Source organism: Acidaminococcus fermentans DSM 20731 (assembly GCF_000025305.1).
Taxonomy (GTDB): Bacteria; Bacillota; Negativicutes; order Acidaminococcales; family Acidaminococcaceae; genus Acidaminococcus; species Acidaminococcus fermentans.
On record NC_013740.1, the window covers coordinates 99,101 to 114,290 of the forward strand.

Genomic DNA, 15,190 nt, shown 5'->3' on the forward strand with positions numbered 1-15,190 from the left:
TTTCGTGGTATCATTATGAGTGAAGATTGAAGATTGAAGAGTGAAGAGCGAAGAGCTGGGAGGAAAACTATGCTGGAAAAATATCGAAACAAAGTGAAGACGCCGGCGGAAGCCGCCAAGGCGGTGCAAAGCGGGGACTGGGTGGATTTCGGGTTCGGGAACGGGTTCCCGGAACTGATGGACGAAGCCCTGGCCGCCCGGAAGGAAGAACTCCAGGATGTGAAGATCCGGGGCGGTCTGGTGTACCGGCCCATCATCCATACCATCGACTGTGATCCGGAAATGAAGCATTTCCAGTATTACAGCTGGCATCTGGGGGGCTATGAACGGAAGATGTTCACCGCCCGCCGGCTCCATTTCGTTCCCATGATGCTGCGGCTGCTGCCGGAAATGTACCGGGACTACCTGACCGTGGATGTGGCCGTGGTGCCCGTGTCCCGGCCGGATGCCAATGGATACTGCGGCCTGGGGCTGGCCAGCTACTGCTGGAAGACCATCATGAAGAAGGCCCGGACCGTGATCTTCGAAATCAATGAACACATGCCCACCCTCCAGGGGGTGGACGGATCTCACCGGGTTTCCCTGGACGAAGCAGACATCATCGTGGAAGGGGAGCACGCTCCCCTGTGCACCTCCGGGTATCGGACCCCATCGGAAGCGGATCTGCAGATTGCCCGGAACGTGGTGGCGGAAATCCCCAACGGAGCCACCCTGTCCCTGGGGGTGGGAACCATCCCCTTCACCATTGCCCAGATCCTGGCCCAGTCCGACCGGGAAGACCTGGGATGCCATACCGGCACCATCAGTGACGCTTTCCTGGCCCTGTACAAGGCCGGCAAACTGACCAACGACCGGAAAGAGGACCAGACCGGTCTGGCCACCTGGAACCTGGCCAGCGGTTCCCAGGAACTGTATGACTGGCTCCAGGAAAAACCGGAGCTGTTCTATCCGGCTGAAGTGGATTATGTCCACAATCCCCGGATCATGGAAAAGATCTCCAACTACATCAGCATCAACGGCGGGGTGCAGCTGGATCTCATGGGCCAGGAAAATGCCGAATCCATCGGGACCCGGCAGCTGTCCGGAGTGGGCGGCCAGCTGGACTTCCTGGAAGGGGCCTTCCTGTCCCATGGGGGAGCCGGCTACATCTGCATCGAATCCTCCCGGGTGGACAAGAAAGGGGTCCGTCATTCCAACATCGTCCCGGCCATTGCCGCCGGCAGCTCCATCGCCGGTCCCCGGGCACTGATCCAGAACGTGGCCACGGAATTCGGGGTGGCTCATCTCACCGGGCTCTCCCTGAAGGAACGGGCCCAGGCCATGATCGCCGTAGCCCATCCGGATTTCCGGGCCGAACTCCAGGAATACGCGGACAAGACGTTCTGCTAAAGAGGATGGTCAACGGTCGAAGGGAAAAAATTACAGGCAAATTTTATTGAATATGGGCAATGGAACCGTGCTTCCTGCGGGCCGCCCGGCGTGCGGCCCCTACAGGTTTACACAATCAAAAGAACCCATTGTACCCGGCAAAAAAATCGCCGTGGCATGCGTGCGGCCCCTACAGGTTTACACGATCAAAAGAACCTGACCGTAAGGGAGGGTTCTTTTCATGGGCAATTGACTATTGACTATTGACCGAGGCTGCTGCTTTGCGGCAGCCTCTTAATATATTTAATGAATCATCTAAAAACAATGAATTTGATTTATACTCCCTCTTCCCGTACAATAAAGGTATCAGAAAAATCTGTACGGATCGCTGTTCTTTGGACAGCGTTTTGCATCTGAAGGAGGCTGGAAATCATGCGCATTACCACCAGAGGCGGGGTTGTGTCCCAGCTGCTGGAAAATGTTCCTCTACCCCGGATGTTCCGGGCCCGGCAGACCTTTCCCCGTCCGGTGCTGACACCGGAGGAAATCCCCGGTGTGGTCCGGGCGGAAATGAGCCGGGAGCCCTTTGTGAGCAAACTGCAGCCGGGGATGACCATTGCCATTACCGCCGGCAGCCGGGGCATCGCCAATGTGGCCCTGATCACCCGGTCCATTGTGGAATTCTGCAAGGAGCGGGGCACCCGTCCCTTTATCGTCCCGGCCATGGGCAGCCACGGCGGTGCCACGGCGGAAGGCCAGCGGGAGATCCTGGCCGGCTACGGCATTACGGAAGAAGCCATGGGCTGCGAGATCCGCAGCAGCATGGAAACGGTCTACCTGGGCATGAGCCAGTCCGGACGGCCGGTGTACATGGACAAAAACGCCTATGAGGCGGACGGGATCATCGTCTCCTGCCGGCTGAAGCCCCACAATGCCTTCCGGGGCAAAGTGGAAAGCGGCCCCTGCAAAATGATGGCGGTGGGCCTGGGCAAACAGAAAGGGGCGGAAAATGTCCACGCCGACGGCATGGGAAAGATTGCGGAACACATCCCTTCCATGGCCCAGGTGTTCCTGGAAAAGGCACCCATCCTGTTCGCCATCCCCTCCATTGAGAATGCCTATGATGAAACCTGCAAAATCGTGGCCATCGATACCCCCCATCTCATCGAGGAAGAAGCGGAATGGCTGAAGTTCGCTTTTGCCAACATGCCCTCCCTGCTGGTGAAGGAAGCGGACGTGCTGGTGGTGGATGAAATCGGGAAGAACTATTCCGGCACCGGGGTGGATCCCAACATTGCCGGGACTTTCTCCACGGAATACGCCCACGGGGGACTGAAGGTCCAGCGGACCTGTTTCCTGGACCTGTCGGAAGCTTCCCACGGGAACGCCCTGGGCATCGGCCTGGCCAACTGCATCACCGCCCGGCTGTTCAACAAGATCGATATGGATGCCATGTATCCCAACATCGTCACCAACACGGTGTTCAAATCCGGGATGATCCCCTTTGTGGTGCCTACGGACAAGGAAGCCATCCAGCTGTGCATCCGCACCACCAACGGGGTGGACCGGGACCCGGCAAAAGTCCGGGTGGTCCGGATCCCCAACACCTCCCACATCGGGACGGTGATGCTCAGCGAAAGCTATTATGAAGCCGTCAGAGCCGGAAAGTACCCTCATCTGGAAGCCCTGGATGAGCCGGCGCCTCTGGCCTTTGACGATAACGGGACGCTGCTGACGAAAATCTGAGAAAGGAAGAAGATACTATGACTGCACCGCTTGTAATCAGGGTCAAAGAGAAAGACAATGTGGCCATTGCCGTCCATGACCTGCCTGTGGGCACGGAAGTGCTGCCGGGCGTGGTTTCCCTCCAGCCCATTCCTCAGGCCCATAAAATCGCCCTGACGGACATTCCCAAAGGGGGAGAGATTATCCGGTACGGGGTGGTCCTGGGCTATGCCAGGGATGATATCCCCAAGGGAAGCTGGATCAACGAACATATGCTGGATCTGCCGGAAAGCCCGGCTCTCCATGATCTGCCCTATGCCACCCACATCGTGCCGCCGGAAGAACTGCCGGATCCGGTACGGACCACCTGGTGGGGCTACCGGAACAAAAAAGGCCCGGCAGGGACACGGAACCTGCTGGGGGTCGTGACCACCGTCCAGTGTGCCGCCGGGGTGGTGAATGTGGCAGTGGACCGGATCCGCCGGGAACTGCTGCCCAAATATCCCCATGTGGATGATGTGGTGGCGGTGAACCATCCCTACGGCTGCGGGGTGGCCATCAATGCTCCCATGGCCAAGATTCCCATCCGGGCGGTCCGGAACCTGATCCGCCATCCCAATTTCGGCGGGGAGATCATGGTCATCGGACTGGGCTGCGAAAAGCTTACCTATGACCGGCTGCTGGAACCGGAAGAAATCAATCCGGACAACTGCCTGACCCTCCAGGACTGCCACGGTCATGATGCCATGATGCAGGCCATCCTGGACATGGCGGAAAAGAAACTGCAGAGACTGGAGAAGCGCCGGCGGGAAGAACTGCCTCTCAGCGAACTGGTGGTGGGGATGCAGTGCGGAGGCTCCGATGCCTTTTCCGGGCTTACGGCCAACCCCAGCGCCGGGTATGCGGCGGATATGCTGGTCAAGGGCGGCGGCACGGTGATGTTCAGTGAAGTGACGGAAGTCCGGGACGGGGTGCCCATGCTGGCGGCCCGCTGCGTGAACCGGGAAGTCCGGGACAAACTGGCGGCGGAAATGAAATGGTATGATGACTACCTGGCCGAAGGGGGCGTGGACCGGGATGCCAACCCCACCCCGGGGAACAAGAAAGGCGGCCTGGCCAACATTGTGGAAAAGGCCATGGGCTCCATTGCCAAAAGCGGCACCAGCCCCATTGTGGAAGTGCTGTCCCCGGCGGAAAAGCCCACGAAACACGGGCTGATCTATGCGGCCACCCCGGCCAGCGACATTGTCTGCGGCCCCAGCCAGCTGGCTTCCGGCATCGGCCTCCAGGTGTTCATGACCGGACGGGGCACGCCCTACGGCCTGGCCATTGCACCGGTGATCAAGGTGTGCAGCCGGAACGAAATGAAGGACAACTGGTTCGATATGATCGATGTTTCCGCCGGCGGCGTGGCCACCGGGGAAGCCACCATTCCGGAAGTGGGGACGGAGATCTTCAACTTCATCCTGGATGTGGCCAGCGGCAAAAAGAAGCCCTACAGCGATCAGTACGGCTTCCACAACGACCTGTGCATCTTCAACCCGGCACCGATTACGTGATATAATAAAAAAGGAGCGTTGCACGTTCCGTGCAACGCTCCTTTTTATTTGTCAGCGGTCAACGGCCAGCTGACAGCTGACCGTTGACCGCATCTTATTTATGGAGTTATCACAAGTTATGGAAAATCTTATCCTGGGGGCGTTCTGCCTCATTCTCTTTTTCTTTATTTTTACGGGGCTGCCTCTTCTGGGGGCGCTGGCCCTGGGATTCCTGCTGTTCTTCGGGTACGGGCTGTACCGGGGACACTCCTTCGGAGCGGTGCTGAAAATGGCCTGGCAGGGGGTCCTGTCGGTAAAGACCATTTTCCTGGTGTTCATCCTGATCGGCATGCTCACCGCCGCATGGCGGGCTTCCGGCACCATCGGCTACATCATCGCCCTGGCAGTCCGGTTCATCCGTCCATCGGTGTTCCTGCTGCTGACCTTCTGGCTGAACTGCGCTGTTTCCTTCCTGCTGGGCACATCTTTTGGCACGGCGGCCACCATGGGGGTGATCACCCTGTCCATTGGGGAGACACTGGGAATCTCTCCCCTGTACAGCGGAGGGGCCATCCTGTCCGGCACCTATTTTGGGGATCGGATGTCCCCGGTTTCCACCAGTGCCCTGCTGGTCAGCGTGCTCACCGGAACGGACATTTACCGGAATATCGGGAACATGGCCCGGTTCACCCTGGTGCCCTTCGGGCTGGCCAGCCTGTTCTATCTGGTGCTGGGACTGTGGCTGCCCGGCATCGGACAGGTGGGGGCCATGGTCAGCGGGCTCTATGACATCTACAATTTCACCCCCTGGCTGGTGCTGCCGGCCGTCAGCATCCTGACCCTGAGCTTTTTCCGGGTATCCGTCAAGAAGAATATGGCGGTGAGCATTGTCTGCGCCCTGGCCCTGTGCCATTTTGTCCAGGGCTGGCCCTGGTGGCATCTGCTGAAGATCCTGGTCACCGGGTACCATCTGTCCGATCCGGAATATTCCGGCATGCTCAGCGGGGGCGGCATCACGTCCATGGTCCGGGTGGCTTCCATTGTGTGTCTGTCCGCTTCCTTCGGGGGTATCTTTAAGGGCACCGGGCTGCTGAAGGGCATCGAGAGCCTGTTCCAGCACCTGAAGAAAAAGGTGGGGACCTATCTGTCCATTATCCTGGCGGCCCTGTTCACCGGAATGGTGTCCTGCAACCAGACCCTGAGCATCGTGCTGACCCATCAGCTGTGCAGTTCCTTTGTGCAGGACCGGGAGCAGCTGGCCCTGGACCTGGAAAACACGGCGGTGGTGATTTCACCCCTGATCCCCTGGTCCATTGCCTGCGCTACCATCCTGGACACTACCGGGGCGCCCCATACCTCCATCGCCCTGGCCGTATATCTGTTCCTGCTGCCGGTGTGGGGGCTGGTAAAAAGCCGTTCTGCCGCATAAAGCGGCAGAACGGCTTTTGGGTCGAGAGTTGCGGGCCATGAGCCGCGGGCTTATTGGTGCAGATCGAAAATCCGTTTTGCAGATTGCAGTGGATTTTGTTTGATCATCCTATAGGAAAATAACAAACGGCTTGCACGTCCGGGCTCGCGACCTCGACCCGCAACTTCCCCAAAAAGGGGGTGTGAAAAAATGCTTTTTCACACCCCGTCACTAGTCACTAGTCACTAGTCTCTAGTCACTAGCCGATGGAAGCCAGCTGACGCAAGCGAAATAAAGGCGCTGTGGATGATTTTTTCACAGCGCCTTTTTCCTGCATTCCTCACAATATCCGTACAGTTCCAGATAATGGCCCACGATTTCGAAATGGGTCTTTTGGGCCAGATCTTCCTCGAAGCCGTGGAGGGGGCAGCCGTCGATGTTCACTACTTTGTGGCAGCCCAGGCAAATCAGATGATGGGTATGGCTGAGGGTGTACAGCAGGAACCCGTATTTCCGGCTCTGGGGCAGCAGGACCTTTTCCGTCAGCTTCTTTTCCGTGAAACTTTCCAGGATCCGGTACACCGTGGAAAAATTCAGGGTGGCCCCTGTCTGGAGCAGTTTCTGGTAGATTTCATCGGCACTGAGCACTTCCCGCTGGTCCAGGAGCATGGCCAGCACCTGGAGCCGGGCCTGGGTGCATTTCAGCCCGGCCCGGCGGATCAGCTGCCGGGCATCCAGGGGGGATCCCTTCTTATCCATGGCGCACCTGCCGTTTCTGGCTCCGGGACTGGAACAGCAGCACCAGCAGGAGCAGCACGACGGAAACGATGGCGGTGATCCCGCCTGGCGCTGCACCCAGGTAATAGGAGACCACCAGACCGGCCATTACGTCCAGGAAGCTGAACAGGACCGCCAGGGCCATGGTCTTTTTGAAGCCCTGATGGAGCTGGAGGGCGGTGGCCACCGGCAGAGCGATCAGGGAACTGATCACCAGGATCCCCACGATCCGGATGGAAACGGAAATGGTGGCGGCCACCAGGATGGAGAACACGTAGTTGATGGCCCGGGCTTTCACTCCCAGGATCCGGGCGCCGTCTTCGTCAAAGGACAGGAGCACCAGTTGGGGGAACAGGCCGAAAATGGCCAGCAGGGAGATCACGGTAAGGATGGCCACGGTGGTCACTTCCCCCTGGCTGACGGTGAGGATGCTGCCGAACAGGAAGGAATCCACATTGGCATGGACCAGACCGGAACTGATGATGGTAATGGCAATGCCCACGGACAGGGACAGGACAATCACCAGGGTCAGTTCCGCATACCGGCGGAATTTTTCCCGGAGCACTTCAATGAGGAGACCGAAGAAGGAAGTCAGGCAGAAAGCACTGAGGATGGGGTTGGCATGGAACAGGAGCCCGGTGGCCACCCCGGCCAGGGAGGCGTGGCTCAGGGCATCTCCGATCATGGAATAGCGCCGGAGCACCAGGAAGGTACCGATCAGGGGACAGATCAGGGAAATCAGCAGGGATACCGCCAGGGCATTCCGCATAAACGCATACTCAAACATGGGCGCAGTCACCTCCGTTTTCCGCCAGATATTCCCGGATATATTCCTGGGGGGTGCAGAAATGGCCCTGGCCCCGGACCACATGGAAGAAGCTGGAAGCATTGTGGGCGGCGTACCGGAGATTGTGTTCCACGGTCACCACCGTAATGCCCTGGGTTTCGTTCAGCTGGTGGATCAGGGGATAGAGATCATCCTGGCTTTTCAGATCCATGCCGGTGGAGGGCTCGTCGAAGATCATCAGATCCGGTTTTCCCAGCAGGGCTTTGGCAATCATCACTTTCTGGTACTGGCCTCCGGAAAGGGCTCCAATCAGATGGTCCTGGAGGGGTTCGATGTGCATTTTGGCCAGGGCCCGGTCCGTGGCCTCCCGGTCTTTGATCCGGAGGACCTGCCGGGTGTAGTCCAGCACTTCCCGGACGGTAATGGGGAACTGTTTGTTGACCATGTCCGTGGGCTGGGGCACGTAGGCGGGCCGGCGGAAGGTGGTGGAAATGGTTCCGCTGCTGGGTGTCAGGAGACCCAGGATCAGCTTCACCAGGGTGCTTTTGCCGCTGCCGTTTTCTCCCACAATGGCCACATAGTCCCCGTCATGGATTTCCATGGACAGGTCATGGAGAAGGTAAGGTCCCTGCTCATAGGCAAAGGACAGATGAGAAATCTGAAGCATGGTATTGACCTCTTTCTGGTATGATGGCGCAAATGCAAATGATTTGCGTTTGTTGACGGACGGTACTCTATATGATATGATATCTTTCGCGAAAATGCAAATGGTTTGCATGTAGGCAGTTGCCTGGCAACAGCCTGTCAACGGTCAATTGTCAATGGCCGATGGGTAAATTTGCAGGCATAATTTTTGAATGTGTGAGTCGGATCCGCAGGGGCGGCAGGCCCGGCCGCCTGGCATTGTGCCGGTGGTCTGTGGATCCTGCGGGCTCCCCGGCGCGGAGCTCCTGCAGGTCCGTACCCATTACAGGGATAGGCAAAAGGAAAGGAATGGATCGATGAAACGGATTGTATTGTTGCTGTTGGCGGGGCTTTTGACTCTTTTTGCCGGGTGCGGCGGGAAAAAGGCCCCGGCCAAAACGGCGGAAGGCAGGCTGCCGGTGGTGGCCAGCTTTTATGCCATGAAGGAAATCACGGAAGCCATTGGGGGGGACAAGGTGGCGGTGACCACCCTGATCCCGGAAGGGACGGAACCCCATGAATTCCAGCCCACCACCCGGAGCATGAAGGATCTGAGCCGGGCCCGGGTACTGGTGCTCCAGGGGCTGGGAATGGAACCCTGGGCGGAAGATATGGTGAAAGCGGCGGAAAACCCCGGTCTGGTCCAGGTTACGGCAGCCCGGGATGTGGCCCCCATTGCCAATGAAGACGCGGAGGAGATCCGGGAACACGGCCAGTATGATCCCCATGCCTGGCTGAGCCCCTCCTGTGCCCAGGTGGAAGCAGCGGCCATTGTCCGGGGGCTGTCCCAGGCGGATCCGGACAATGCGGCCTATTACCAGGCCAATGGGGAAAAATTCATCGGACGGCTGCGGCAGCTGGAAAAAACCTACAAAGAAAAATTCCAGTCCGTTCCCCGGAAAGATTTCGTCACCGGTCATGCGGCCTTTGCCTACCTGTGCCGGGATTTCGGGCTGGAACAGAACAGCGTGGAAGGGGTCTTTGCCTCCGGGGAACCCAATGCCCGGCAGCTGGCCAAACTGGTGGAATACTGCCGGGAACACCAGGTGAACACCATCTTCACGGAAGCAGCGGTCAGCCCCAAGACCAGCCAGGCCCTGGCCAGGGAAGTGGGGGCGAAAGTGGTGCCCATCCATACCCTGGAAGGGGGAGAAGGGGAAGGGAACTATCTGCAGCAGATGGAAGAGAACCTGGCGCGGATTTATGAGAGTTTGAAGTAGGGGGGGCTGCAGGAGCAACGCCCTGTCAACGGTCAGCGGCCAAAGGAGGCCAGCAAAGCTGGTTTTGAACAACGGTAACGGTTGTATCAATCGTGTTCCCGTAGGGGCGGCAGGCCCGGCCGCCCGCCAAATAACCGTTTGTCCGTATGTTATGCGGGGCGCCGGACCTGCGCTCCCTACGGTTTATGCGGTTCAAAATCAATTTGCAAAAATTGATTTCCAACGGCTGATGACTGCTGACAAGAAAGTGTATGCTGCACGTTCCGTGCAACAACCCCCTTCACATTTTCTTCATATTTTTCCAACAGTTTATGCATGAGGAACCGGTATAATAAAGACAAAGAAAAGAACAAACCAAACCAACCTGGACAAGGAAGAAAGGATGATCCATCATGACGGCAAAATTCAAGACTCTGGCAGTGGCAGCGGCGTTCTTTGCGGCAGGCAGCATGGCGGGGCCTCGGTTGTTTTCTGTGACCCCGGCTCATGCAGCAGAAGCGGCGGGGGGAAATCAGTCGGTTGTACAAGCTTTGGACAACCAGGTTGGATGTCCTTATTACAACCAGAATGGACGGCACTGGAGAGGTGGACGACGGGGCCGGGGAGGTTGCTGGAACCAGGGCCAACAGCCCCCCTGCTGGGGCGACGACGGCCAGGGACAGGGGCAGCAGAGCTGAAAAAGCGGGGTGTGAAAGAATTCACACTCCCGGTCGCAGGCCGCGAGTCGCAGGTCGCGGGACTGGACGTTCAAGTCGTTTGTCTTTCTTCTATATTTCTATACGATGATGAGACCCAATCGGATGAAACCTGTATAGCCAGTTTTTCGGGCTGCACCAGCAAGCCCGCGACTCACGGCTCGAGACCCGTGACCTGAAAAGGGGGTGTTGCACAGCAACACCCCCTTTTTATATAATGTTCCCAGCAAGGAGGCGCTTATGGACAACTACTCTGTATTGCTGGTGGACGATGATCCCAAGCTGCTGGATCTTCTGGTCAACTACTTCACAAAGGAACAATTTACGGTGCTGGCTGCCCGGGACGGGGAGGAAGCCCTGCGGATCTTCCGGAAGGAGCAGCCCCAGTTGCTGGTGCTGGACCTGATGCTGCCCAAAATCGACGGCCGGGACGTGTGCCGGACCATCCGGCAGGACAGTACCGTCCCCATTATCATGCTCACCGCCCGGGATGCGGAATTCGACCGGCTCATGGGACTGGAACTGGGGGCGGATGATTATGTGACCAAGCCTTTCAGCATGCGGGAACTGGTGGCCCGGGTCCGGGCCCTGCTCCGGCGGACCTACGGGGCTTACGGGCAGCAGAAGGAAGGAGCCCCGGAAACGGTGATCCGGGCCGGGACTCTGGAACTGGATCTGGACCGGCATATCCTCCGGCGGAAGGAAGAGGGGGACGGCTGGAAGCCCATTGAACTGACCCCCATTGAATTCAATCTGCTGGAAGTCCTTATGAAAAGCCCTGGTCATGTGTACAACCGGCTCCAATTAATGGAAAACAGCCATGGATTTGCCTTTGACGGGTATGAACGGACCATTGATGCCCATATCCGGAACCTGCGGCGGAAAATCGAGCCGGATACGAAAAATCCCCGGTACATCCTGACGGTGTACGGCATCGGCTACAAATTCGGAGGATGAGTCATGCATTTTCACAGCGTGCGGAACAAGATGATGCTCAGCACTTTTCTGCTGATCCTGGTCTGCGCCCTGATCGTCATTGCCATCTGCAACCAGCAGATGGAGACCCACTTTTTCCAGTATCTCCAGGATCCCTCCGCCCTGGCCGGGCAGCAGGGGGGAGAAAACTGCGGTCAGGGACTGGGCATGGGAAGGGGCATGATGGGCGGCGGCATGGGTATGGGAGGCATGCGCCGCCGGATGATGATGGGAGCGGCGGAACGGACTTTTGTGGAATCCTACCATAAATCCCTGTGGTGGATCGGGTTCCTGTTCGCCGGAATCGGGCTGGTAGTGAGTTACTTCCTGTCCGGGAACATCACCCGGCCCCTGCGGCAGCTCTCCCAGGCGGCGGAAAAAATTCGCCAGGGGGAACTGAAGCAGGAGGTGCCGGTGGAAACCGGGGATGAAGTGGGCCAGCTGGCTTCCGTGTTCAACCAGATGTCCGCGGAACTGGCCGCCAACGAAAGCAACCGACAGGAGTTGCTGGCCAATATCGCCCACGAGCTGAAAACGCCTCTGGCGGTGCTCCAGGGCCATCTGGAAAGCATGCTGGACGGGGTGGAACAGCCGGAGCCGGACAAACTGTTTTCCATGCAGGAGGAAGTCATGCGGCTGACCCGGCTGGTGGGGGATCTGCGGGACCTGTCCCTGGCCCAGGTCCATCAGCTGGAACTCCATCTCCAGCCGGTGGATCTGGGGGAAAAGACGGAACGGTCGGCAGAAATGCTGGAACCCCTGCTGGAGGAGAAAAAACTCCATTTTAAGAAGGAACTGGCTCCGGATCTGCCGGTACGGCAGCTGGATCCGGACCGGATGAACCAGATCCTGTACAACCTGATCACCAACGCCATCCGGTATACCACCCCGGGGACGGCCATCCTGCTGAAAACGGAAGGGGCAGGGGAAAAGGTGCGGCTGACCATTGCCGATGAAGGGCCGGGGATCCCGCCGGAAGATCTGCCCCATGTGTTCGAACAGTTCTATCGGGGGGAGAAATCCCGGAACCGGGCCTCCGGGGGCAGCGGCATCGGGCTGTCCCTGGCCAAAAGCTTCGTGGAAGCACAGGGCGGGCATATAGAAGCCAGGAACCGGCCCCAGGGCGGGGCGGAGTTTGTGGTGGAGGTATAGGGGGCTGTTGCATGAGCAACAGCCCCGTCAACTGTCAACTGTCAACGGTCGACGGCCAAAGGAGGCCAGCAAAGCTGGCGTTGAACAACGGTAGCCGTTATATAAATCGTTCCTGTAGGGGCGACAGGCCCGGTCGCCCGCCAAATCAGCAGTTGACCACGTGTTTTGCGGGGCGCCGGGCCTGCGCCCCCTACGGTTTATGCTGATTGAAAATAAATTTGTAAAATTGATTTTCAACACCCCTTCATATTTTCTTCACATTTCCTTCCCACCATCTGCATATTGTATTCCTATAATACAAGTATGAAATGAAACAAACCCAATGGAGGAGCGATGTGCAATGGTTATGACGAATTATATGGATCTTTTGGCGGCCAACCAGCCCTGGAACCTGATCCTCTTTATGGTGATCCCGGTGGTGCTGGCGGAATCCCTGGTGGCTACAGAATTCTATACCACTTATTACAACGGCAAGGCGGCTGGCTGGAAGGCCTGGAACCACCGGCTGGGAATTGCCGCCGGGGTGTATTTTGCCCTGGTGGTGCTGTATCTCCTGGTGAACGTGGTGCCCGGGATCCACTGGAAGGGCTGGGCGGATCAGCTGGCCATCGTGGCCTATCTGCTGGGGATTGTTCCCCTGGGAGCCATTGCCCTGATGGAAATGGGGGTCACCGGGAAGCACCTGACGGAACAGCAGCGGACCCTGCGGCATTTCGGCCTTTTGATCGGATTCCTGGTGGTCAGCCATGTGGCCATGGTGTTCGGCATGGTGGATCCCACCATCACCGGCTGGCAGCCCATGCCGGCGCAGATGCACCAGATGGATCATATGGGACATATGTAAGAAAAGAGGGGGTGCTGCACAGGACGTGCAGCACCCTCATTTTCATTTCTTCAATGCTTTTTCCAGTGCTTTGGCCAGTTCCAGATCGGAGGCCGGATTCTGTCCGGTGATCAGTTCCCGGTCTTTGACCACATGGCTCTGGTTTATGCCCTGGACCTGGATCTTTCCACCGGCCAGCTGGAGAGCCTGTTCCAGATGGAAGGGCATTTCCGTTCCTTTGGCCACTTCACCGGGCCATTCTTCCGCATCAGAAAGAGCGGTCATGGCATAGCCCTCGTAGATCCAGCCCTTGCCCAGGGCAAGGACACTCCTTACGTCCCGATCCACCAGAGCTTTCCGGTAGCCGGCGGGATCCGGCAGGGCTGCCAGGGCAGCAGCCGGCCCGTGGCAGATCAAGGCAGTGGGCTTCTCTTTGGCGTGGAAATCCTTCAGGATGGTCCCCAGGTCCTGATTTTCCATCAGGCTGCCCATGGGGGCATGGCCACCGGGAATGAACAGGGCATCATACCGGTCCAGTCCGCCCTGGATGGCCTGCTGGAAGGAAATGGGCTTCAGGCCGTTGACGAAGGCTTCCGCCCGGGCCCGTTCAGTTTCTTTGTCCTGGAAAAATTTTTTGTCATTGGATCCCTGGTCCATAATGGGATCCTTCCCTTCCGGGGTGGCCAGGACGATTTCCCAGCCTTTTTGGGCCAGGTATTCTGTGGGGACGGCCAGTTCGTTCAGGAAGAATCCGGTGGACATCCGGGTGTGATTGGCCAGCTCCAGGGTTCCCTCACTGGAGGCAATCACCAGGATCCGGCCTTTGACCGGGGCTGCCTGGGCGGACAGTGCACCCAGGGGCAGAGCCAGCATGGCAGTCAGTATCATTCTGAAAAACGCTTCATGGTATCAGCTCCTGTTGTTCATGTTGTCTACATTTTAGGAAATAGGGGCTCTTTTGGGAAGTACGCACTTTTTGGTTCTTTAGTACCCCAAAGGGAACTGTCTGTTAAAAAGTGCCGGCCATGTATTCCCGGCCCCAGTTGCAGATAGCCATGATGATGGGACGGAGGGATTCTCCCCGGTCTGTGAGGGTATATTCGGTTTTGGGCGGGACCACCGGATAGACGGTGCGGTGGATCAGTCCATCCCCTTCCAGTTCCCGCAGCTGCTGGGTGAGCATCTTGGCGGTGGCCCGGGGGATGTGGCGCTGGAGCTGGCTGAAACGGAGCACGGATTCCGTCATCAGGTAGTACAGGATGATGGCTTTGTATTTTCCCCCCAGCTGACTCAGGGCCGCTTCTACCGGACAGTTGTATTTCTTTTCGTTCATGGGCATGGGACCTCTTTATAGTTTCTAAAAAGATAGTATCATACAAAAAAGTGCATTCTTGTGGTCTGGATAGATTGGAGATAATATTAGCACAGTCAATTCCAAAAAACAAGAAAACAGGAGGAAAAACATATGCAAAAAGATATCGGTGCGGTGATGGGGCTGTATCCTACCCCGGTAACCATCGTGGGAACTGTGGCGGAAGGACGGGTGAACTGGCTGCCGGTGGCCCATGTGGGCGTGGTGGAGCATACCCGGTTCCTGATCAGTGTGGATAAGGCCCACGAATTTTCCGTACGGGGAATCGAAACCAACGGGACGGTATCCGTCAGCCTGGTGAACCGGGACATCCTGGCGGCGGCCGATTACTGCGGCCTGCACAAAGGCGCCCAGGAAGACAAGTCCCAGGTGTTCCCCCATCATTTCGACGAGGTGGAAGGGGCGCCCATTCCGGACAATGCCCCCCTGGTGATGACCTGCCGGGTTATCCGGAAAGTGGAGGTGGGACAGTTCAACAATTATATCCTGGAACCAGTCCACACCTATGTGGAGGAACGGTATCTGAACGAACGGAACAAACCGGATTATGCCAAAATGCGGCCCATCCTGTTCGAGTTCCGCAATGCCCTCTATCTGGAAACCGGGGATGTGGCCGGCCGGTGCTGGCAGATTGGACGGGAATTCCAGGTCCGGCGGTAGAGTTGT

15 protein-coding genes are annotated in these 15,190 nt (G+C 57.9%); 10 read left to right on the forward strand and 5 right to left on the reverse strand.

Annotated elements, in window-relative coordinates:
- Positions 1–69: 69 nt before the first annotated feature.
- The 4 genes from ACFER_RS00445 (at position 70) to ACFER_RS00460 (ending at position 6,060) form a co-directional block, all read left to right on the forward strand.
- On the forward strand, positions 70–1,389 hold the full coding sequence (locus tag ACFER_RS00445) for an acetyl-CoA hydrolase/transferase family protein (protein ID WP_012937480.1): 1,320 nt from the start codon (positions 70–72) through the stop codon (positions 1,387–1,389).
- 411 nt (positions 1,390–1,800) lie between these two features.
- On the forward strand, positions 1,801–3,114 hold the full coding sequence (locus ACFER_RS00450) for a nickel pincer cofactor-dependent isomerase, group 22 (protein ID WP_012937481.1): 1,314 nt from the start codon (positions 1,801–1,803) through the stop codon (positions 3,112–3,114).
- A gap of 17 nt (positions 3,115–3,131) precedes the next feature.
- On the forward strand, positions 3,132–4,652 hold the full coding sequence (garD, locus tag ACFER_RS00455; protein WP_012937482.1) for a galactarate dehydratase: 1,521 nt from the start codon (positions 3,132–3,134) through the stop codon (positions 4,650–4,652).
- Between the two features lie 118 nt (positions 4,653–4,770).
- On the forward strand, positions 4,771–6,060 hold the full coding sequence (locus ACFER_RS00460; protein ID WP_012937483.1) for a Na+/H+ antiporter NhaC family protein: 1,290 nt from the start codon (positions 4,771–4,773) through the stop codon (positions 6,058–6,060).
- Positions 6,061–6,354: 294 nt separating this feature from the next.
- Here ACFER_RS00460 and ACFER_RS00465 read toward each other — a convergent pair whose 3' ends face one another.
- From ACFER_RS00465 to ACFER_RS00475, 3 genes are read right to left on the reverse strand one after another with little or no spacing between them, the layout of a single operon-like run.
- On the reverse strand, positions 6,355–6,798 hold the full coding sequence (locus ACFER_RS00465) for a Fur family transcriptional regulator (RefSeq protein ID WP_012937484.1): 444 nt from the start codon (positions 6,796–6,798) through the stop codon (positions 6,355–6,357).
- Positions 6,791–7,603 carry a metal ABC transporter permease gene (locus ACFER_RS00470; protein WP_012937485.1) on the reverse strand — a complete coding sequence of 271 codons (813 nt, stop codon included), beginning with the start codon at positions 7,601–7,603 and terminating at the stop codon, positions 6,791–6,793. Before ACFER_RS00470 ends, ACFER_RS00465 begins: the two co-directional genes overlap by 8 nt.
- Positions 7,596–8,270 (reverse strand): metal ABC transporter ATP-binding protein, encoded by a 675-nt coding sequence (locus ACFER_RS00475; protein ID WP_012937486.1) that lies wholly within the window; start codon positions 8,268–8,270, stop codon positions 7,596–7,598. The genes ACFER_RS00470 and ACFER_RS00475 overlap by 8 nt, the downstream gene beginning before the upstream one ends.
- 334 nt (positions 8,271–8,604) lie before the next feature.
- On the opposite strand from ACFER_RS00475, the gene ACFER_RS00480 reads away from it, so the two are divergent.
- From ACFER_RS00480 to ACFER_RS00500, 5 genes are all read left to right on the forward strand, one after another.
- Positions 8,605–9,507 carry a metal ABC transporter substrate-binding protein gene (locus ACFER_RS00480; RefSeq protein WP_012937487.1) on the forward strand — a complete coding sequence of 301 codons (903 nt, stop codon included), beginning with the start codon at positions 8,605–8,607 and terminating at the stop codon, positions 9,505–9,507.
- A 392-nt stretch (positions 9,508–9,899) separates the two neighbouring features.
- Entirely contained in the window at positions 9,900–10,184 is a 285-nt protein-coding gene (locus tag ACFER_RS00485; RefSeq protein ID WP_041666065.1) for a hypothetical protein, read from the forward strand.
- Between the two features lie 258 nt (positions 10,185–10,442).
- On the forward strand, positions 10,443–11,159 hold the full coding sequence (locus tag ACFER_RS00490; protein WP_012937489.1) for a response regulator transcription factor: 717 nt from the start codon (positions 10,443–10,445) through the stop codon (positions 11,157–11,159).
- A 3-nt stretch (positions 11,160–11,162) separates the two neighbouring features.
- Complete coding sequence (locus ACFER_RS00495) at positions 11,163–12,329, forward strand: sensor histidine kinase (RefSeq protein WP_012937490.1); 1,167 nt, start codon at positions 11,163–11,165, stop codon at positions 12,327–12,329.
- Between the two features lie 340 nt (positions 12,330–12,669).
- On the forward strand, positions 12,670–13,173 hold the full coding sequence (locus ACFER_RS00500; protein ID WP_012937491.1) for a DUF6803 family protein: 504 nt from the start codon (positions 12,670–12,672) through the stop codon (positions 13,171–13,173).
- A gap of 42 nt (positions 13,174–13,215) precedes the next feature.
- Here the strand turns inward: ACFER_RS00500 and ACFER_RS00505 are convergent, their stop codons facing one another.
- On the reverse strand, positions 13,216–14,040 hold the full coding sequence (locus tag ACFER_RS00505) for a type 1 glutamine amidotransferase domain-containing protein (RefSeq protein WP_012937492.1): 825 nt from the start codon (positions 14,038–14,040) through the stop codon (positions 13,216–13,218).
- Positions 14,041–14,161: 121 nt separating this feature from the next.
- Complete coding sequence (locus tag ACFER_RS00510; protein ID WP_012937493.1) at positions 14,162–14,485, reverse strand: winged helix-turn-helix transcriptional regulator; 324 nt, start codon at positions 14,483–14,485, stop codon at positions 14,162–14,164.
- Positions 14,486–14,617: 132 nt separating this feature from the next.
- Between ACFER_RS00510 and ACFER_RS00515 the strand changes: the two genes are divergently transcribed.
- Positions 14,618–15,184, forward strand: coding sequence for a flavin reductase family protein (locus tag ACFER_RS00515; protein ID WP_012937494.1), 567 nt, complete (start codon positions 14,618–14,620; stop codon positions 15,182–15,184).
- Positions 15,185–15,190: the final 6 nt, after the last annotated feature.